The 19,279-nt window shown below is 72.7% G+C and carries 17 protein-coding genes; 9 read left to right on the top strand and 8 right to left on the bottom strand.

Annotated elements, in window-relative coordinates:
• Window positions 1-205: 205 nt before the first annotated feature.
• The 6 genes from ACJ9NR_RS36845 (at window position 206) to ACJ9NR_RS36820 (ending at window position 6,327) form a co-directional block, all read left to right on the top strand.
• Window positions 206-1,048, top strand: coding sequence for an NAD(P)H-binding protein (locus ACJ9NR_RS36845; RefSeq protein WP_412492653.1), 843 nt, complete (start codon window positions 206-208; stop codon window positions 1,046-1,048).
• A 288-nt stretch (window positions 1,049-1,336) separates the two neighbouring features.
• Window positions 1,337-1,945: a toxin gene (locus ACJ9NR_RS36840; RefSeq protein ID WP_412492652.1), complete on the top strand. Its 609-nt coding sequence runs from the start codon at window positions 1,337-1,339 to the stop codon at window positions 1,943-1,945.
• The gene (locus ACJ9NR_RS36835; RefSeq protein ID WP_412492651.1) at window positions 1,942-3,144 is read left to right on the top strand and encodes a hypothetical protein; all 1,203 of its coding nucleotides are present in this window, start codon (window positions 1,942-1,944) and stop codon (window positions 3,142-3,144) included. Before ACJ9NR_RS36840 ends, ACJ9NR_RS36835 begins: the two co-directional genes overlap by 4 nt.
• Before the next feature lie 55 nt (window positions 3,145-3,199).
• Entirely contained in the window at window positions 3,200-4,348 is a 1,149-nt protein-coding gene (locus ACJ9NR_RS36830) for a DUF6545 domain-containing protein (protein WP_412492650.1), read from the top strand.
• Between the two features lie 54 nt (window positions 4,349-4,402).
• Window positions 4,403-5,815 carry an NAD(P)/FAD-dependent oxidoreductase gene (locus ACJ9NR_RS36825; protein WP_412492649.1) on the top strand — a complete coding sequence of 471 codons (1,413 nt, stop codon included), beginning with the start codon at window positions 4,403-4,405 and terminating at the stop codon, window positions 5,813-5,815.
• Between the two features lie 146 nt (window positions 5,816-5,961).
• Window positions 5,962-6,327 (top strand): STAS domain-containing protein, encoded by a 366-nt coding sequence (locus tag ACJ9NR_RS36820; RefSeq protein ID WP_412492648.1) that lies wholly within the window; start codon window positions 5,962-5,964, stop codon window positions 6,325-6,327.
• 153 nt (window positions 6,328-6,480) lie between these two features.
• On the opposite strand, the gene ACJ9NR_RS36815 is transcribed toward ACJ9NR_RS36820, so the two are convergent.
• The 5 genes from ACJ9NR_RS36815 to ACJ9NR_RS36795 all read right to left on the bottom strand — a co-directional run bounded on the left by ACJ9NR_RS36815 (window position 6,481) and on the right by ACJ9NR_RS36795 (window position 15,098).
• Entirely contained in the window at window positions 6,481-8,853 is a 2,373-nt protein-coding gene (locus tag ACJ9NR_RS36815; protein ID WP_412492647.1) for a phosphoinositide-specific phospholipase C-related protein, read from the bottom strand.
• 395 nt (window positions 8,854-9,248) lie between these two features.
• Window positions 9,249-9,449: a hypothetical protein gene (locus ACJ9NR_RS36810; RefSeq protein ID WP_412492646.1), complete on the bottom strand. Its 201-nt coding sequence runs from the start codon at window positions 9,447-9,449 to the stop codon at window positions 9,249-9,251.
• A 249-nt stretch (window positions 9,450-9,698) separates the two neighbouring features.
• Window positions 9,699-10,802 carry a Gfo/Idh/MocA family protein gene (locus ACJ9NR_RS36805; protein ID WP_412492645.1) on the bottom strand — a complete coding sequence of 368 codons (1,104 nt, stop codon included), beginning with the start codon at window positions 10,800-10,802 and terminating at the stop codon, window positions 9,699-9,701.
• A gap of 158 nt (window positions 10,803-10,960) precedes the next feature.
• Entirely contained in the window at window positions 10,961-13,564 is a 2,604-nt protein-coding gene (gene rph / locus ACJ9NR_RS36800) for a rifamycin-inactivating phosphotransferase (RefSeq protein ID WP_412492964.1), read from the bottom strand.
• Between the two features lie 607 nt (window positions 13,565-14,171).
• Window positions 14,172-15,098, bottom strand: coding sequence for a ketopantoate reductase family protein (locus ACJ9NR_RS36795; protein ID WP_412492644.1), 927 nt, complete (start codon window positions 15,096-15,098; stop codon window positions 14,172-14,174).
• A gap of 142 nt (window positions 15,099-15,240) precedes the next feature.
• Between ACJ9NR_RS36795 and ACJ9NR_RS36790 the strand changes: the two genes are divergently transcribed.
• A complete protein-coding gene (locus ACJ9NR_RS36790) occupies window positions 15,241-15,891 on the top strand; it encodes a CGNR zinc finger domain-containing protein (protein WP_412492643.1) in 651 nt (216 codons plus the stop codon).
• 56 nt (window positions 15,892-15,947) lie between these two features.
• Here ACJ9NR_RS36790 and ACJ9NR_RS36785 read toward each other — a convergent pair whose 3' ends face one another.
• Window positions 15,948-17,132, bottom strand: a complete 1,185-nt coding sequence (locus ACJ9NR_RS36785) for a PP2C family protein-serine/threonine phosphatase (protein ID WP_412492641.1) — start codon at window positions 17,130-17,132, stop codon at window positions 15,948-15,950.
• 543 nt (window positions 17,133-17,675) lie between these two features.
• On the opposite strand from ACJ9NR_RS36785, the gene ACJ9NR_RS36780 reads away from it, so the two are divergent.
• Together ACJ9NR_RS36780 and ACJ9NR_RS36775 are read left to right on the top strand one after the other, a co-directional pair.
• Window positions 17,676-18,170 carry an inorganic diphosphatase gene (locus ACJ9NR_RS36780; protein WP_412492639.1) on the top strand — a complete coding sequence of 165 codons (495 nt, stop codon included), beginning with the start codon at window positions 17,676-17,678 and terminating at the stop codon, window positions 18,168-18,170.
• A complete protein-coding gene (locus ACJ9NR_RS36775; protein WP_434056977.1) occupies window positions 18,163-18,312 on the top strand; it encodes a histidine phosphatase family protein in 150 nt (49 codons plus the stop codon). Before ACJ9NR_RS36780 ends, ACJ9NR_RS36775 begins: the two co-directional genes overlap by 8 nt.
• A gap of 124 nt (window positions 18,313-18,436) precedes the next feature.
• Here the strand turns inward: ACJ9NR_RS36775 and ACJ9NR_RS36770 are convergent, their stop codons facing one another.
• Together ACJ9NR_RS36770 and ACJ9NR_RS36765 are read right to left on the bottom strand one after the other, a co-directional pair.
• Window positions 18,437-18,682, bottom strand: coding sequence for a sulfurtransferase TusA family protein (locus ACJ9NR_RS36770; protein WP_412492637.1), 246 nt, complete (start codon window positions 18,680-18,682; stop codon window positions 18,437-18,439).
• A 24-nt stretch (window positions 18,683-18,706) separates the two neighbouring features.
• Window positions 18,707-19,243, bottom strand: a complete 537-nt coding sequence (locus tag ACJ9NR_RS36765; protein ID WP_412492635.1) for a DsrE/DsrF/DrsH-like family protein — start codon at window positions 19,241-19,243, stop codon at window positions 18,707-18,709.
• Between the last annotated feature and the right edge of the window lie 36 nt (window positions 19,244-19,279).

Raw genomic sequence — 19,279 nt, 5'->3', positions numbered from 1 at the left:
CCTTCAGGTTGACCCGGCTGTTCCTTCCTGCCACGGGGCCCTTCGGCCCTTCCGGGGCCGACCGCCCCATACCCGTCGCCACCGGAGGGCCGCCGGTCGGCCCGCCGGCGGAGAGGCGATCACCCCGTCCCGGCGTGGACGAACACGAATGTTCTCTGGCCGATCACCTATCCATCATCGGCCGACGGGTCCATAACGTGGGGGCATGGCAAAGATCATCGTTCTTGGCGGAAACGGCAAAGTCGGGCGGCGCCTCACCGGGCTGCTGGAGGAACAGGGGCACCAGGCGGTACCGGCCAGCCGGAGTTCGGCGGTCCGCTTCGACTGGCGGGACGGCACGACCTGGCAGCCCGTGCTCGCGGGCGCCGAGGCGGTGTTCGTCGTGGGCCCCGGCTCCGCACGGGACTGGAGCGGCCCGCTGGCCGCCCTCCTCGGCGCCGCGGACCGGGCGGGAGTGCGGCATGCCGTACTGCTGTCGGCGCGCGGGGTGGAGTTCCTGCCCGGCGGCGCGGTGGACCTCGCCGAGCGGGCCCTGGCCTCGGGGCCGGTTCCCTGGACGGTGCTGCGCCCCGCGCACTTCGCACAGAACTTCACCGAGGCGATGTTCGCTCCGGTCGACGGGGTCATCACCGCGCCGGTGGGCGACGCGGCCGAACCCTTCGTCGACGTGCGCGACATCGCGGAGGTGGCCGCGAGGGTGCTCGCCGACCGGACGTTCACCGGGGAGCGGATCGCCCTGTCGGGTCCGGCCGCGGTGACCTTCGAGGAGGCCGCGGCGGCCCTCTCCGCCGCCTCCGGGACCGAGGTGCGCTACGAACCCGAGGAGCCGGCCGCGCATGCGGCGCGGTTGCGGGCGGCCGGCACGCCGGAGGGCTACGTGCGGTGGCGGATGGCGATGCTGGAGGGAATCCGCACGGGCGCCGACGCCTACGTCTCCGACGGGGTCGAGCAGGTCCTGGGCCGCCCCGCCACCGCCTTCGCCGCCTGGGCGGCGGACGAGGTGCCCACCGCGGCCTGGGCGACGCGCCCCGCACCGGGGACGGCGTGACCGTTCGGTGAACGTCCGGTGGAGGTGATGTGCTTCCTGGCGGGCAGCGGAAGGTCTGCGCACATTGCCGACCGGCCGGGGGACGGTACAGATACCCTCGGTCGGGTCCAGCCCGGTTCACCCAACGCACGCGGGAGAATGCTCAGTGCCAGCAGACGACGCCCACGTCATGACCGGTGGCGCCGCCGAGCCGCCGCGTACGGCGCGGTCGCCCGGCCTGCGCACCGCGCACCGCCTCCCGGCACCGGCGCGCGGCCTCCCGTTCCCCGCGAACCGGGGCGGGCGGCGATGAACCCGCTGGCCGGCATACGGCAGTGGCGGCGGATCCGGCAACGCGACGGGGAGATGCGCGAGTTCGCGCAGACGCTGATCGGACCCGTACAGGACGTCCTCGCCGCCGACGAGGACGGCGCGGCCGCACCGGGATGCCCGCCCGACCCGGAAATGCTCTTCCAGGCCCTGGTCGACTCCGCCAGGCGGTGGCGCGGCGAGCGGAGGCTCGAGGTGCACCGGGTGCGCATCCCCCGGGAGTTCGGTGCCACCGGGATGTGGGTGGAGCGGACGCACCAGGACGACGTCATCGTCGAGGCGGACGCCGAGGTCTGGCACCAGGCGCAGATCCTCGGTCACGAGTTGTGGCACATGAGGCAGAAGGACGCCCTCACCCCTGAGCGAGCGGCGGCCGAGGCACCCTCCCCCTCGGCACCCGGCCATCCGCACGGCGTCCGGCCGGCCGCGGCGCGCTCGGGTTTCGACGAGGACCCGGAGAAGGAGGCCGAGTTGTTCGGGATCCTCGTCGGCCAGCAGATGCGCACGCTGATGGAGCGGGACGTGATCGCCGGGGACACAGCCCGCCGCATCGCCGACTCGCTCGGCTACCAGCGGAGCCGGCGATGAACGGGGCGATCAACTACGTCAGTTGCGGACTGCTGTGGGTCGCGCTGCTGTTCCGGCTGCCCGACCTCACCCGCCGCCGGCCGGATCCGTCGCTGCGCGCCATCGTCGGGGTCCTGGCATTCGCCTCGCTGTGCTTCCTCTTCGGAGCGCCGCCCACGGTGGCGCTGATCAACCATGTCACCGGGGTACCCAACGCGGCCGCACCGCTGACCTACGCGGCGATCACCGCGTACAGCGCGGCCCTGCTGGTCCTGATCGCCTGCTGGCGCGGCGGCCCCTCCGTACGCCGGACGACCTGCAACTGGATCTGCGGCTACGCGGCGGTGCTCGTCGGCATCGCCGTCCTCTTCACCCTGGGGCACACCACGAAGGAGCGCCGCACCGACTTCGACACCTACTACGCGATGGCTCCGTGGGTCGCCGAGATGGTCGTGCTGTACCTCCTCGCCCACCTGACGGCCACGGGCGTCAGTGCCCTGTGGGCACTGCGCTGGGCCCGCGAACCGGAGGTACGGCAGCGGCCCTGGCTGCGCGCGAGCCTGCTGACGATCGGGGCGGGAACGGTCCTCAGCGCCGGCTACAGCAGCTCCAAACTCCTCGCGGTGGCGGCGCGGTGGTCCGGCCGGGACTGGCCGACGCTGGGTACGTCCGTCCCGCCCCTGTGCGCCGGTCTCGGCGCGCTGCTGACGGTGGCGGGGGTCCTGCTGCCGGTCGTGGTCCACCACCTGTCGGCCTGGGGCGACTTCGTACGTCTGGCCCCGCTGGAGGCCGTGCTCGAACCGGTGCTGCGGGAGCGGTCGCTGCGCCTGGACCGGCCCCGTTCCCCGCTCCTGTGGGCCACCTGGCGCCGCAGCACCGTCCTCAACGGCCTGCGGGAGATCGAGACGCTCCTGGACCGCGAGCTCTACGACGCCGTCCACGACACGGAGTTGGAGCGGCTGCGGTCCGAAGGGCGGCGACTCGACGGCGCGCCCGGCGCACACGACCTCGCCGCCGCTGCCGCCTGGGCCGCCACGATCACGGCGGCCGCGCGGAGAAGGACGAGCGGGCAGCCGGCGGCCGCGCCCTTCGGCGGGGCGGTCCCCCTGCTCCTTCCACGCGACCCCGAGGTGTTGGTCCGGATCGCCGACGCCGTCAAGCAGGCCGAGGGGAAGGGACGTTCGCCGGCGCCCGGCCCCGCCGCGGCCGGATCGGTGTGATGAGCGCGTCCAAGGACCACTGCCCCCACAACCCGCGGAACGGAACGCCTCGCATATGAGCCTTGTCGTGTATATGGCGGCCCTGCCGCTGGTCGCGGCCGCCATGGTCCTTCGCCGGTCACGCACGACTCCCCGCACACCGCTGACCGTCCCCACGCGGGCGACGGCGTTCCTCGGCGCCGTCTGCTTCACCTGCGCCGCACCGGCGACCTTGGCCGCCGTCAACCGCGCCACCGGCATCCCCAACGTGGGTGCCCCGATCACCTACAGCTCGATCTCCGCCTTCAGCTGCTCCCTGATCATCCTGTTGATCCACTGGAGGGGCGGCCCGCGGGAACGGATACGGCGTCAGGTGCGGCTGAGCATCGCCGTGTACGGGGCTCTGGTCGTCGCCATCTGCGTGCTGTTCGCCCTCGCCGACGCCCGCACCGAGCGGCTCACCGACCTGGACACCTACTACGCCAACACCCCGTTCATGCGCGAGATGATCGTGCTCTACCTGACGGGGCACCTGGCCAGCACCATCGTCCTGAGCGTCGTCTGCCTCAGGTGGGCCCGCGACAAGGTCACCGGCCTGCTGCGGATCGGGCTGCGGCTGATCCTCGCCGGGCTGCTGCTGGACGTGATCGGTTTTGAACTCGCCAAGGTCACCGCTGTCATGGCCCGGTGGTGCGGCTACGACCTGGATGTCCTGTCGACCACGGTGGCGCCGCCCGCCGCCTCCCTCGGCGCGCTCATCTACTCCGCCGGCTTCGTCCTGCCGCGCCTCGCCTCCGCCGCTGCGGAGCGGCAGAGCCTGGCCGGCTACCGCGCGCTCAAGCCCCTGTGGTCGGCGCTGCGGGACCTGACCACGACTCCGCAGGCCGAGCCGAGGTGGTGGCAGCTGTGGTGGCAGCTGCCCAGCAGCCGGCTGTACCTGCTCGAAGCGAACATCCGTGACGCCCTGCTGCAACTGACGGCGCAGTTCGACCAGCACGTCGGCCGCGCCGCGTACGCGGCGGCGGTCAGCCGCGGCGCGAGCGCGGAGGCGGCGCGCAGGGACTCGGAGAAGGCGATGATCATCGACGGCATCCTGCGGGCGTCGGGGCAGACGGACGGCTCGCCCGATCCGCCCGCCAACTTCCGCATCACCCTCGACCTGGTCGACCTGGCGGACGCCGTGACCCGGGTCCGGGCACTGGCACCGGACCAGGTGCAGGCTTAGTACAACCCATCCCGAGGTCCCGACGAGGAGATTCAGTTGCCGCAGAGAGCTGTCGTGATCGGAGCAGGTATGACCGGGCTGCTGGCCGCAGCCGCGATCTCCCGGGCGGACCGCGACGCGGAGGTGGTCGTCCTCGAACGGGACGTGCTTCCCGACGCGCCCGAGAACCGGCGAGGGGTCCCGCAGGGACAGCACGCCCACCTGCTGATGGCCGGTGGTCTGTCCGCCATGGAGGCCCTCTTCACGGACAGCCTGCGCGAGCGCCTTGCCGAGGCGGGCGCACACCGGATACCGATGGCCAACGGCATGCTGGCGCTGGCTCCGGACGCCGGCTGGTTCCGCCGGTACCGGGGAGAGGGCCCCAGCATGATCACGTGTACGCGTGCCCTGCTGGACTGGGTCGTCCGTGCGGCCCTGCTGGAGCAGGCGGGCAACGTGTCGATCCACCGGGCCACCGTGGAGGGGCTGCTGGGAGACGCACGACGCGTACGGGGTGTCCGCGTCAGCGGGTCCGACGCCACCCTCGGCCGCGAGCTGGAAGCCGACCTCGTGGTGGACGCCAGCGGACGAGGGTCGCGGACCGTCCACTGGCTGAGCGACATCGGCATCAGGGGTGTCAAGGAGCGGAAGGTCGACTCCGGCCTCACCAACGCCACCCGGATCTACCGGACGCCCGACGGTGCGGAAACCTTCCCCCTGACCGTGATCCAGGCCGACCCGCACAGCGGCCGGCCCGGCAGGAGCGCCATGGTGCTGCCGATCGAGGGCAATCGCTGGATGGTCAGTGCGGGCGGCACCAGGGGCGGGGAGCCGCCGAGCGACGAGGAAGGCTTCCTCGGCTACTGCCGCTCCCTGCCGCATCCGATCGTCGGCCGGCTCGTCTCCGGCGCCGAACCCCTCACCGGCGTCGTGGTCAGCCGCAGCACCAGCAACGTGCGCCGCTATTTCGAGAGGTCCCCGCTGTGGCCCGAGCGGTTCCTCGTCCTCGGCGACGCGCTGGCCACCTTCAACCCGGCCTACGGTCAAGGCATCTCCGTGGGCGCGCTCGGCGCCCACGGCCTGTACCGGGCGTTGCGGCAGGACGGCATCTCACGTCCCGGCCTGACCCGTCGTGTCCTGCACGGCGCGGCCCGTCACGTCGGCACCGCGTGGTCCACCGCGGTCGCCATGGACGTGCTCTACCCCCGGGTGCGCGGCGGCAGCCCGACGGTCGCCGACCGCGCCGCCGCCGCGTACGCACGCCGGCTGACCCGCGCGGCCACGAGTTCCCGGGACGCGGCCGCGGCCTTGTGGGACCTCACCAGCCTCCGGGCGGGCCCCGCGCGCGCCCTGCGCCCCGCGGCCCTGCTGGCCACGGTGACGCGGCCGCTCCTGCCCCCGATCAGCGAGCCTCCCCTGCTGCCCGCCGAGCGGCGGATTCTGGAGCGGCTCGGCAAGGCGGCCGAGGACGCCTGCGGAACGCGCTGAGGGCCCTTGCGCCGAAGCATCCAGGAGCGTCCCTGACACGTTCGCATGACATGCGGAAAACGGGGCAGGCGCACTCCGGGACTCTCCGTCCGGCGGGTCGGTGAAGGTCGGCCCCGAGGAGGGCCGGCTGCGAGCGGGAGGCAGACATGGAGGCACAGCCGCTGCGGCTCACGCCGCGCTGGGCCGATGCCGAGCTGCTGGTCGTCGAGGCGGAAGGGGTGTTCGACGCGGCTTCGGCCCCCCTGCTGTGCGGGCCCCTCGTCAAGCTCCTGGGTGTGGGACACCGGCAGTTCGTGGTCGACGCCAAACGGGTGACACACTTCAACGCCGTCGGCATCCGGCTTCTGGCGAAGACGCTGCGCCGGGTCCGGGCCGAGGGCGGCACGCTGGCCCTGGTCGCGGGACCGGATGCGCGGGACGCCCTCGAGACCGCGGGCTTCGGCGGGTCGTCCGTCCTGTACGCGACGGTGGGCGAGGCATCGCGAGCCTGCAAGGCCCCGCACCGGAACTGACCGCACCGCGCGGGACGGACACGCGAGACCCGGCCCGGCCCCGGCTGCAGACCTGCCCCTGCCCCGGCGCAGCTCTGCGGTGCCCTGCCGGGCGGCACGGCCGCCTCGCCGGGCCGTGTACCGCTCTGCGTACCGCTCCTGGTGCACCGCTCCTCAGGAGGGATGCGCGCAGCCGCGCCCGCGTAGCCGGCCGTCGACCGCCACGGTACCCGCCTGGCTCGCGGCGGCCACCGGTGACCTGTGACGAGACGGGGCCTGCGGGCCGGCGGGGCCGAGGACGGCGGCGAGACCGCCCGGGCGGCTGTCCCGGCAGGACCGGGCCGGACTCGCCGCACCGGCGACGCGCTCGCGGAGCCGTTCGTCGTTGAGGGCGTTCACGGCGCCGCGGACGTCACCGACCGTGGCGTAGTCGACGGCGATGAAGTTGACCGGCCTGCCGCGCTGCCGTTCGCACTCGTGGGCGCGTTCGAGCACCGTCTGGCGGGAGTTGACCGTGCCGGCGTACAGCCGCCGCCCGCCGTCGTGCGTGACGAAGTGGTTGAGCAGGAACAGGCGTTTGTCCGTGCCGCCCCGGTTCGGCGCGCAGGTCATCTCGGCGGGGCTGTCGACGGCGAAGGGCGTCTCCATGCCGTAGCGGTAGAAGTTGCGGTACCACGGCGCCGGCCCGTCCGCCCGCTGCGCGAACACCACCAGGCGCCGACCACTGTCGATCATGTCCCCCAGCTTCGGCCACGGGCGGTCGGGATCCGGATCGGGCGCGTACAGCAGATCCGTGAGCCCTGCCTTCTCGAAGGCGTCCCGGGTCTCCCGCGGGCTGATGTCGTCCTGGATGATCAGGGTGACCACCTCGGTGGGGTGCGCGCGCAGCCACCGGCCGATCTGCCGCAGGGTGGGCGTCAGTTCGAGGGCGCCGGCACCGCAGACCGAGTGGCACAGCCACAGCCCCGGACGGTACGGGTCCACCCGCTTCAGCAGCCGGGTGAGCTGGCGGCGCAGCTGCGGGGAGAACCCGGACGTGCTGATGCGTCGCGCGACCTCCTTGGGACGCTCCCAGTGATGGGTGTCGATGAGCAGCGTGCGCACGCCGGCGTTCAACTGCCCGACGATGTCCGGGTCCTGCTCGGGGCCGATGAACCGGTTCGCCGTCGTCGCCATCGCGTTGTGCGCGGCCAGCTGGGCCAGTTCGTCGTAGCGCAGGCCGCACAGCCTGGTACTGCCCTGGCAGGCACGCGGGGCGGAGCCGGTCATCGCCGCCGGAGCCAGGGACATCCCGGTGAGCGCTGCCGCCGACACCAGCACGGTCACGGTCAGGCCGTTGCGTGACCGGACCGGTATCCGGACGGTGGGCCGGGTCTGCCACGCCCAGCCGACGGCGACCAGCGTGGCTCCGGCGGCCAGCAGGATCAGTGCGGCGGCCACGGTCGTGGACGTCAGCCGGTCGAGCGCGGTGTCCTGCAGGTCGTCGACGAGACGCACCGCCGTCGGCGGCCAGGAGGACGGCGGGCGGTAGGGCGCATCGCCCAACGTGACGTGGACCAGGAGCGCCGACAGGCCGGTCAGTCCCGCTCCCGCGGCCAGGGCCCAGCCCACCGGCAGCAGGCGTTGCGGTGCGGGCGCGGGCGCCGCCGAGGACCACAGCATCAGCAGCGCGAGGGCGCCGAGCACGGCCGCGGTCGGCTCGACGCCGTCCTGGAACAGGCGGGTGACGTAACGGACTTCGTGGACCCGCGCCCGCACGTCGTCCGAGGGCCCGAGGTCGACGGTGATCACCCAGGTGTGGCCACCGGCGTCCCGCAGCAGGGCCGCGGCGGCCGCCCGCACGCGGTCCGTGACGGCGGCGGGGGCGACGGCGGCCAGGGCCGAGGCCACGTCGCCGCTCTCCAAGGCCGCCTCCAGCTCGGGTCTGAGGCCGGCTCGCGACCTCTCCGGCACCAGCCACAGCAACGCGGTGGTGACGGCGGCCGCCTGGTCGTGGGAGAGCACGAGCGTCGGCAGGTCGGAGAAGGGCGCTTCGCCCGCCACCAACCGCCTCACCACATCGGACACGCGTTTCTTGAACGTGCCGTAGTCGGGTTCGGAGCGCTGCTGGAGCGAGGCGATGGCGTCGGCGAAGTAGATCTGGCCCAGCCGACCGATGTTGGCCACGATCGGGCGGAGATCGATCCTGAGGCGGAGCTCGTCGCTGTCGCCTTCCAGATAGTGGATCACTTCGGATATCTGCCGGTCGCCGATGGCCCGCAGGTCCTCCGGCGGGATCACGAGCTTGAGGTTGGTGGTGACGGTCGACGCCGGCACGGGCAGACGGCCCAGCAGGTCGCGTACGACCGGAGTGAGCCGGGGATCGACCAGAACCTCGTCGTAGACCCGCTGGCCGGCCCGGTCCTCGTCGAGGACGCGGCCGTAGAAGCCCGGTTCCAGCACGGTGTTGCGCACCACGGCCGCGGCGGCGAGCGTGGTCATGCTGAGTACGGCCACGATCCAGACCAGTATGCGTGCCCACCGCGCGTGGCGAACCGTTGGCTCCATGCTCCCTACCATTCCCGCTGAAACCGGAGCGGCGGCGCACCGGGCCAGGAGCGTTCCGGGTCACGGCGTCGGGGTCGCCTGCTGGCAGCACTGTTCGACCGGTGGGCGCGCACCGTTGGTCGTGTACCCGCAAGCAGGCCCGGAACACGGTCAGGACCCCGTCGGATGCCACCGGGCCGACCGGGCGGCGGCGTGCGGTCGGGCCGGCCCGCGCGATCCTGCCGCGGGGGCCGGGGAAGCGGCGGCCGGGGCACGGCAGAAGCGGCACTCCCCAACGGCCCGGACCGTCGGTGACGTCGGGCCGTCGCGGCGGCAGCGCACCGCCGTCACCGCGCCGGCCCCACGCGGCCGCCCGCACGGTCCCCACCGCCGCGGCCGGTCCGGCACCGGCTGCGTCAGCGCGACGGATGCCATACGTCGGCCCCGCCGCCCCGCCATTCGATCAGGGCCGAGGTCCCGGCCTCCTCGTGCTCCAGCAGGATGCCGATCCGGCGGACGAGGGCGAGGACATCCGTCACGTTGCGCGCCACGGCCACCCCCTCGCCGCGCACCGACACCTGGCGGCCACCGGTCAGCAGGGGCCGGTGCACGACCACGGTCGCCGCCCTTCCCCGTTCCCCTCCCGGCGGGCGCGGGCAGTCCCATGGACCCAGTCCCGGCCCTGTGGACCTACGCCGCGGTATGGATGTGTCCGTCATGTACTGATGCTCTCCCCACGCGCTCGCCGGGCTTGTGTTCACCTCCCATCATATTTGCACAGTGCAAAACCTATGGCCGGGGGCCGGTCACCGCCCCGCGCGAAGCCGGGCCGAGCACGATGCGGGCGTCCGCCGGGGACATGCCGCTCAGTGGCGTGCCCAGGGCTGCGCCGCGGTCGTCACCGGCCTCCCCGTACGCGCCGATTCCTCGCACGCCAGGGCCAGCAGGTGGTCCTGGCAGCCCTCGGCCAGTGGATAGGGTTCCGGGCCGGCATCCCGTACCCAGGCGCCCGTACGGCACAGCAGGTCCACGACGGCCAGGTCGTCCTCGGACAGGCTCGCGCCCAGGTGGTCGTTGCGCCACACCACCCGTCCGTCGAAGGAGATGTGGTGCACCTCCGCCCCTTCGAGATTGAGGTCGGTGCCGGTACGGCGACGCGTCAGCGCGGACTCCACGGGCGTGCGCGGATCGGCCATCCGCACCACCGCGTCGTCCACGATCTCGCCGAGCGAGCCGCGCACCACGATCCGCCGGGCCCGCAGCGGATTCCACCACTGGTTGTCGGTGAAGTCGTACAGGGCCGTGCGCGCCCCGCCGAAGTCCAGAAGGGCCAGCGTCGTGACGGCGTCCCTGGGCGTCAGGTCGTCCGACCATCCACCGGGAGACAGCGGATCGGCGAGCGGCGCGGTGAAGGCACGCGCGGTCACCGTCGCGGACCCGTGACCGACACCCAGCATGTGCCGGATCAGCGACATCGCGTGGTACATGTGGGTGGAGGACACCTGCACGGACGTGACCTCGCCGATCACCCCCTCCCGTACGAGAGCGAGACGGGCGGCGTGGCCGGGCATCAGGGTGTACTGCTCCGCCACCTGGACCAGTGCGCCGCCCCCGGCGCGCCGCGCCGCCCCCACGGCGTCCCACAGCTCCCTGAGCGCCGGCCCGTCGGGCGCCGGCGGCGTCTCGGCGAGGACGGGCACCCCATGTCCGACCAGTTCCCTCACGACCCGCGGAGTGACGTCCCACGGAACCGACGGGATCACGAACTCCGGCCCGGTCGCACACAGTTCGCCGACCGTCCGGAAGGCGGGCACACCCCACTCCGCCGCGATACGGGCCATCCGGTCGGCGGAGCGTGTCACCACCCCGGCCACCGCCAGGCGTTCGGGCAGCGCCCTCGCGAGGCGAACGAAGAACTCGGCCCGCCAGCCACTGCCGACGATGCCGAATCGTATGGGTGCTGAGCTCACTGTCCCCTCCTGTCCCCTCCTGTCCCGCCTGCGCCGCGGCCGGAACCCATCCTGCCCGACGCTCGCTGGGCCGCGGGGTGCGCCCCGCGGCCCAGCGACGCGGGCGCCGTGCCGGTCGGTCACGCCCCGGCTCGGACCGTCACGCACGGCATCGCCGGTCACGACAGGATCTCGACGTACCCGTCCGTTCCGTGCACGCGGATCCGCTGCCCGTCACGGATCCGCCGGGTGGCCCGCTCGACGCCCACGACGGCCGGCAGGCCGTACTCCCGGGCGATCACGGCACCGTGGGTCATCAGGCCGCCCACCTCTGTCACCAGGCCCGTGACTCCGACGAAGAGGGGTGACCAGCTGGGGTCCGTGAAGGCCGTGACCAGGATGTCGCCGGCTTCGAGATCGGCCTCGGTCATGTCGAGGATGACGCGGGCCCTGCCCTCGACGGTCCCGGCGGAGACCGGCAGCCCGATCAGGGCACCCGCCGGGAGGCCGTCGCGCCGGTACGCCCCGCTGAGCGCCTCGCCGTCCGATGTCAGCACCCGGGGCGGTGTGAGCGCCTGGTACGACCGGAACGCCTCCTTGCGCCGGCGGAGGAGCCGTTCGTCCACCCGCCGCGTGCGTACGGCGTCGCGGAACTCCTGGAACGAGAGGTAGAAGACGTCCTCCCGCTCGGCGAGCACGCCCGCCCGCACGAGGCGCCCGGCCTCCTCCAGCAGAGCCTGCTTGTAGACGAAGTAGCGGCTGACGATGCCGTACTTGGGGTACTCCCGGTACCCGATGAAGGTGCGGACCCGGTCGATCATCCGCTTGGTCTCGTCGGCCTTCCGCTCCCCGTCCGGCAGGGTCCGCAGACGTGCGAGCACCTCCTGTTCCTTCTGAAGCGCCTGCCGGCGTCCTTGCTCGAAGCGCTGCCGGGCGGCGCCCGGCCCGAACATCCTGACGTTGTCGAGGATCACGGGCAGGAGCGTGCTGGGCCGCTCGCGCCAGCGCGGCCTCGTGATGTCGATCTCGCCGACGCAGCGCATGCCGTAGCGGTCGAGGTAGGCCTCCAGGGCGTCGCGCGCCTCGGTCCCGCCCGCGAGCTTCGCCAGTCCGTCGAGGAAGCCGTCGTCCTCGACGCGCTGCAGGAACCCGACCACCTCCGGGTGCGGGCGGATCGCGTCGGCGACGTCGAGCAGCGCCAGTCCCATCTCCGACGTGACGTTGCCGGGGGCGGAGAGGGTCAGCGTGTCAGCCGCGTTCTTCTCCCCCAGCCACTCCTCCAGCCTGTCGTTGAGCCACCAGGTGGCCTCCATCCCCGCCATGATCGCCTGGATGTTCAGCGGATCGCCGAGGACTCGCCTGTGCTCCTCGAAGGCCTCCAGCAGGAAGTCGAACAACGCCGGCCCGGTCTTCGCCCGGATACCGCGGCGCAGGGCGGCGAGGGACGCCCGGCTGCGCTCGATCAGCTCGGCCACGATGGCCGGATCGGTCTCGACCGGAGCGGGCGCGCCGCCGGCCGGCGCTCCGCCGGGACCCGCGCCCGCGTCCGGGAGCGACGGGATGAAGTCCTCCCGCTCAAGAAGGGTCTCCAGCGCGTCCCGGACCAGCGGATCGCCCCTGCCCATGACGTCCAGGAGACCGGCGCGGCCCGCGGGTGCGGCCAGGCGCCGGGTGACGTCGACGAACAGCCGCCCGCCCGCCTCGTGCATCGGCACCATGGCCGTCAGCTGCCACATGGACAGTCCCAGGGGCTTCATGGGGTCGGTCATCATCTGCTGGTGTCCGACGGAGACGTAGACGTGATTGTCCTGGTCGGCGGTCTCCGGGACCGGGAACAGCGTGGTGATCGGCCGGCTCTGAACGATGTGGAAGCCGTCGTCGGCCAGGCACCACTCGATGTCCTGGGGGCGGCCGAAGTGCGCCTCGATCCGCCGGCCGAGCCGCACGAGCCGCACGGCCTGGGCGTCCGTCAGCGCGGGCTGCTCCTGCCGCTGTGCGTCGATCGCCGTTTCCCGCGTGCCGCCGCCCGGCAGGGCCCGCACGGCGCGCCGCTTGGCGGGGATCCTCCTGGTGACGACCTCGCCGCCGCGCACCGTGAAGACGTCCGGGTTCACCAGGCCGGAGACCAGGGCCTCCCCGAGGCCGAAGCCGGCGTCCACGGTGGCGACCTTCCGGTTGCCCGTGACGGGGTCGGCCGTGAAGAGGACGCCGGCCGCCTCCGGGAAGACCATCCGCTGCACGACCACGGCCATGTGGACCGTACGGTGGTCGACGGCGTTGCGCCGGCGGTAGGTCACGGCCCGCTCGGTGAACAGCGAGGCCCAGCACCGGCTGACGTGCTCGAGGACCGCCGTCGCCCCCACGACGTTCAGGTACGTGTCCTGCTGGCCGGCGAAGGAGGCCGTCGGCAGGTCCTCCGCCGTCGCGCTGGACCGGACCGCGTAGGCGTCCTCCGCACCCCACCGGACGAGCGCGCCGGTGATCGCCTCTGCGACATCGTCCGGGACGGCGGCCGCTTCGATGGTGCGGCGGATCCGTGCGCTGAGCGTGCGGACCGCCTCCCCGTCGTCCGGCCCCGGACGCGCCAGCTCGTCCAGCATGCCCTCCAGCGCCGGTGTCCGCGCCGTCATCCGCCGGAAGGCGTCGGTGGTCACGCAGAAGCCGCCCGGCACGCGGACGCCTTCGATCCGCGACAGCACGCCCAGGTGCGCGCCCTTGCCGCCGACGGCGGCCAGCTGCGCCTCGTCGATCTTCCGCAGGTCCAGCACGTACCGCTCGATCACCGCGACGCCTCCGAAGCAGACGTCCTCCGCCGCACCGCACCGGGCCACCGGATCTCCGGCGGCGCCGGCTCCGCGGCACCTCTTGCCACGCACGTACGCATGTCTGTCGCCTTCCCCGCAACGAGTCGGTCGGCGCGCACCCCCGCGCCTGTGAACCGAGCGCCCGCAACCGCATCGCCGGTTCCGTCGGTGGCCGGCGGTCGTTCCCCGTGGTCCGACGGTTCGGCGTCACCGCGTCACCAAAATCACCGCGTCCCCAAATCACCGCGTCACCGCACCACCCGCGTCGTCCGCACAGAGCGCGTACGTCGTGTCTGCCGTTTCCGCAGGTTGTGGCCTCGGCCGACGATTCTGCGCCGCCACCCGGGTCTTGCCGCAAGCCCCCCGGTGCGCTATACCTTGAGACAGGCGAGGAGAGGACTCCTCGCCTTTGTGCTTGAACGCCGCGTCACCGTACGTTCTCCAGCTCGCTCCGGCAGCTCGGCTCCGGCAGCTCAGGCAGGCGCCGTCGTCCAGCCGGGCGAGTGCGCTCTCGACCCGCGCCAGAGTCCGCACGGCAGCGATGACGGTCCTTGCGGCGGCGGTGAAGGCCTCAGGGCGGCTCTTCTCATGCGGCCGGCCGGCCGAAAGCGTACGGCGCCAGTATGTCGGCCACCGTTCGATTGCGCGGTACGGCGATGTTCAGCTGCTCGGCGAGATCGACGACTCCCCCGCTGAGCCAGGGCAGTTCGAGGCGGTTGCCCTTGTCCAGGTCGTTGTGCATGGAGGAGGTCATGCCCGCCGGCAGGGTGTCGCAGAACTCCATCTGTGCCTCCACGAACGCGTCGTCCAGTTTCACGCCGGACGCGCGCGCCACCTCGGCGGTCTCCCGCATCACCTCCTCCAGCAGGACGCGGGTGCGGTCGTTGGAGCGGACAACGCCTATGGGCCGGCGGACGGCGGCAGTCGTGGCCGACAGCCCGACGAGGAAGATGAACTTCTGCCAGATCACCCTCTCGATGTCGGTGCTCAGTTCCGTTTCGATCCCGGCGTCGCGGAAGGCCTCGTACACGGCCCGGCTCGTGGACGCCTGCTCGTCCCGGTACGGCCCGACGACGATCTTCTGCAGTGTGTTGTTGTGGACCACGACGCCGGGTTCTTCGATGAAGGCCGAGATGAAGCATGTGCCGCCGAGGAGGCGATCGTCGTTCAGGTGGCTGCGCAGGATGATGTCCTTGTGCACGCCGTTCTGCAGCGACAGCACATAGGGGCTGTGCAGGTCGGCCGAGCCCAGTTGGGCGGCGACGTCCTCGGTGTCCCAGAGTTTCACCGCGACCAGGACCAGGTCGGTGGGACCGAGCTCGGAGACGCTGCCGACCGCTGACGCCGGCGGTGTCCTGAACTCCCCCAGCGGACTCCGTACCAGCAGCCCGGAACGGCGTACGGCGTCGAGGTGGCGGCCCCGGGCGACGAACGTGACGTCGTTGCCCGCCGCGGCCAGCCGCGCTCCGAAGTATCCGCCGACGCCGCCTGCTCCGATGACCGCGATGCGCATGCTGGGGGTCCTTCCGGTGGTGAGAGGTCCCGGACCACCGTCACGGCCCGATCACCGCCACGGCCCGAACCGTCGGGCGGCAGCCGTCGAGGGGGCCGTGGCGAGCTCCTTGATAACCGTTTATACGGTTACTATGGTCCGTATGGCTGTCTCGACGCAAGGGCAACCCCGCCGGCGGGTCACCGAGCAGCTGCGGCAACTGCGCTTCGACGCGGGAACGCTCTGCCTGGACCTCGTGGCCACCGTGGGCCGCCGCCCGCACGCGCCCGTGGAGCGGATGGGAGACGTACCACGGCTCGAGGCGTGGTGCCGCGGCGTGGGACTCCCGCTCAGGCCCGGATACGACCCGCCCGGCGCCCTGAGGTCGCTGCACGGGCTGCGCGCGGCCGCGTTCGACATCGCGTCGTCGGCCGTCGACGGCCACGTGCCCGGCCGGCAGGCCCTCGCACTCGTCAATCGCCTGGCCCGCACGCATCCCCCGGTGCCGCAACTGCGGCTGACCGCCGACGGTGCACGGGGCGACCCGGACCAGGAGCTCCTGACCGTGCGGGAGCTGCTGTCCGTCGTCGCCCGGGACCTGATCGACCTGATGTCGGACGACGCGCGCAGGTCGCGGTTGCGCGCGTGCGCCTCCGAGACCTGCCGGATGATCTACCTGGACGCCGTCCGCGGCAGACCCCGCAAATGGTGCTCCATGCAGCGCTGCGGAAACCAGGCGAAAGCGGCGAGTCACCGCAGGAAGTCCGCCGCGCACCAGGACGCCGTCCCCGCGGCGCCGCCGGACGCCGACTGAGCGGTCACCGGGAGCCGCTTCGCCGGGCCGGCCGCCGGGCTGCCGGAGGGGACGGATCAGGCGGCCCCGTGCGCGTCGGTCAGTTCGCCCTCGGCGGTCCTCACCGTGACGCCGACGGGGGTGCGCCGCACCGCGACCATGGCCACGTCGTCGGTGAGCCGGGAGCCCGCGTACTGCCGCAGATCCTGGTGGAGCGCGGCGAGCAGGTCCTCGGGCGGCAGGCCGGTCCAGCGGCGCACCCGGTCGGCGAGCGGATAGAAGTCGCCGGAGGTGTCGCGGGCCTCGCTCACCCCGTCGGTGTAGAGCAGCAGGGTCGCGCCCGGCGGGAAGTCGGCCCGGTCCACGAACACCGCTCCCCCGTTCAGGTCCCCCAGACCCAGCGGGGGCACGGGCGTCCGCGCCTCGAGCGCGGTGACCTTCCCCTCGTGCAGCAGCAGCGGCGGCGGGTGTCCCAGGTTCACCAGCCGCACGGGGCCGTCCTCCGGCAGATCGAGCACCACCGCGGTGACGAACGACTCGTCCTCGTACGGGCCGGCCGCACGGGCGTCCGGATCCGCCGTCGCGGACAGCTGACCGATCTCCTCGCGGAAGGCCGTCTCCAGTTCGGGCACCAGTTCCGTCAGCGGGGTGCCGCGCCGGACCGACTGCCGGAACGTGTTGACCACGCAGTTGACGATCTCCCACGAAGCCAGTCCCTTGCCCTGGACGTCACCGAGGAGGATCCGGGCCGACCCATCCTGGCGGGCGGCCGCGTACAGGTCTCCGCCTATGGCGGCCTCCTCGTCCGCGGCCAGGTACAGCGACGCCATCTCGAAGGCGCCGACCCGGCGCGGCAGCGGCTGCAGCAGCACCCGCTGGGCGACCGCGGCGACCCTGCGCGACCGCGCCAGGGCCCGCTCCTTGCCCAGCCGAACGGCGCTGGCCGCCACGGCGGCGAAGCTGAGCAGCACCGTGGTGGTCAGCTGCACCGGGAAGTTGGCCGTGTCGAACTGCTGGTTCGCCACGGAGGCCGCGACCATGCAGGGCAGCGTCGCGCCCACCACCAGGAGCACGCCGGCCGGAGTGCAGAAGATGGCCGCGAGGGCCGGAGCCGCGACCATCATGGGGCCGAACCGCACACGCGGCGGCGTCAGCAGGTCCGGCACGAGCAGGGCCACGGGGAGCAGGGACAGAGCCAGGACCAGGGCCGCGGGGCGGCGCAGGAGGGTGCCGCGCGCCGGGTCGCCTCCGCCGTCCCGCACACCGACCACCTCGCACCGGATGTTCCGGCCCCCCGTCCGTCGTACCTCCAGGAGAACGATCCTGGCGCCGGCCGGACAAGGGGCCCTTCGGCCCATAAAAGGAGATTGCCTCCGATATGCGTCTCTTCCTCGCGTATCGCACGCGCGGATGCGGGTTGCCCCGATTCTACGTGACCGAGCGCTCCGGGACCCCGGGTGAGGCCGAACGGCCCTGTGGGGAAGGAGCCGCGCAGTGACACAGTCGGTTCCCGGGCCGGTACTCGGCACGGTGCGTGCGCATCGCCACCGCCGCGTCCACCCGCCTCGGCGCGTGCCTGCCGCGGAACGTCCGGCAGGCGGGCAGGGAGCGGGCGCCGCGCGCCGCGCCGCGCGTCCCGCCAGGCTCGACCTCCTCCCGCCCTGTGCGGCAGGCTCGCCGGGGGCACCCTCGGCGGCCGCCGCAGGCGGCCCCGACGCCGGGCCGGGCCGGGACCCCGGTGCCGGCCCGAACGAACCGCGCCGCACGGCGCACAACGACACGGCTGATGCCGGCGGGAGGTCACAGTGGAGTTCGAAGTGATCGTGGAGATCCCCCAGGGGTCCCGCAACAAGTACGAGATGGACCACGAGCTGCGGCGCATCCGGCTCGACCGGCTGCTGTTCACCTCCACGAAGTACCCGGCCGACTACGGCTACATCGAGAACACCCTGGGCCGTGACGGCGAGCCGCTCGACGCCCTCGTCCTCGTCGGGGAGCCGACCTTCCCCGGCTGCGCCATCGAGTGCCGGGCCGTCGGCATGTTCGTCATGAAGGACGAGCAGGGTCCGGACGAGAAGGTGCTGTGCGTGCCCGCCCACGACCCGCGTCACGCGGACGTGCAGGACATCACCGACCTCCCCGAGTTCGACCGGCTGGAGATCACGCACTTCTTCGAGGTCTACAAGGACCTGGAGCCCGGCAAGTCCGTCGAGGGCTCCCACTGGGAGGGCCGGGAGCAGGCCTACGCCGAGATCGAGGCCTCCCGGGAGCGGGCCGCGGCGGCGGGACACCGTGAGTGATCGCCGGCCCGTGCGCATGGGGCCGCTGGTCCTGCTGCGGCACGGGCAGAGCACCGCGAACATCGAGGGCCGCTTCACCGGCTGGGTCGACGTGCCGCTGACCGCGAAGGCCGCACTGGTCGCCGCCGAGGGCCGCGCCTGAAGACCGCGCCCGGCCCGCCTCACCCCGGTTCTCCCGGCCGGGCGGAGGCGCGCGGCCGGCCGGCACGGTCCTCCACCGCGCCGGTCGCCTCAGGCGTGCCGCGGCGACGGTGCGACGCGTGCAGTCACTCCTGGTCGGCCTTGCGGACGTAGAAGACGAACACCCCCTCGTTCTCCGCCGAGTCGAGCAGTTCGTCGCCGTTGGCGTCCGCCCAGGCGGGGATGTCGGACAGCGAACCCCGGTCGGTGGCGAGGATCTTGAGCACCTGGTGGGGACGGAGCCGGCGCATGGCCTTGGTCGCTGCCATCACGGGCATCGGGCACATCAGTTCTCTGGCGTCGACGAGTTGGTCCTCGGTGATGTCGGGCATCTCGGTCTCCCGTTCCCGGAACGGTCAGATGAACAGGGTGGTGTGGGCTTTGCGGGCGCGGGCCATGAAGGCGGCGGCGCCGGCGAACTCGACGCCGTCGATGAAGTCCTCCGGCCGGTGGCCGAAGACGTCGACGGTCATCTGGCAGGCGATCAGCCGCACTTCGGCCTCCCGGGCCTCGGTGAGGAGCTCGCGGACGGTGGCGACCTTGTTCCTGGCGAACTTGGAGCGCATCATGGCCGACGCCATCGGCACCATCCCGGGCAGCGACGAGACGATGTCCGGGACGCGCACCGGCATCGGCATGGCCGGATTGCCGACGGGATCGACCCTGAGCCTGCGTTCGGCGTCCTTGTGGATGATGTTCAGGCCGTAGAAGGTGAAGAAGACCGACACGTCCATGCCGATCGCCGCGGCGGCGTTGGCGAGGATCAGCGGAGGGTAGGCCCAGTCGAGGGTGCCCTTGGAGGCGACGATCGCGGCGGTGCGGGTCGCCGGGTCCCGGCGGAAGGACCGTTCGATCTCCTCGCGGACGATCCGGCGGACGTCGCTCTCGCTCACCCCGGGCGCTGCTGCCTCGGGGCCGGATATCACGGT

This window comes from Streptomyces sediminimaris, from assembly GCF_047049295.1.
In the GTDB taxonomy this organism is placed as follows: Bacteria; Actinomycetota; Actinomycetes; order Streptomycetales; family Streptomycetaceae; genus Streptomyces; species Streptomyces sediminimaris.
This window is presented reverse-complemented; position numbering and strand designations above follow the sequence as displayed.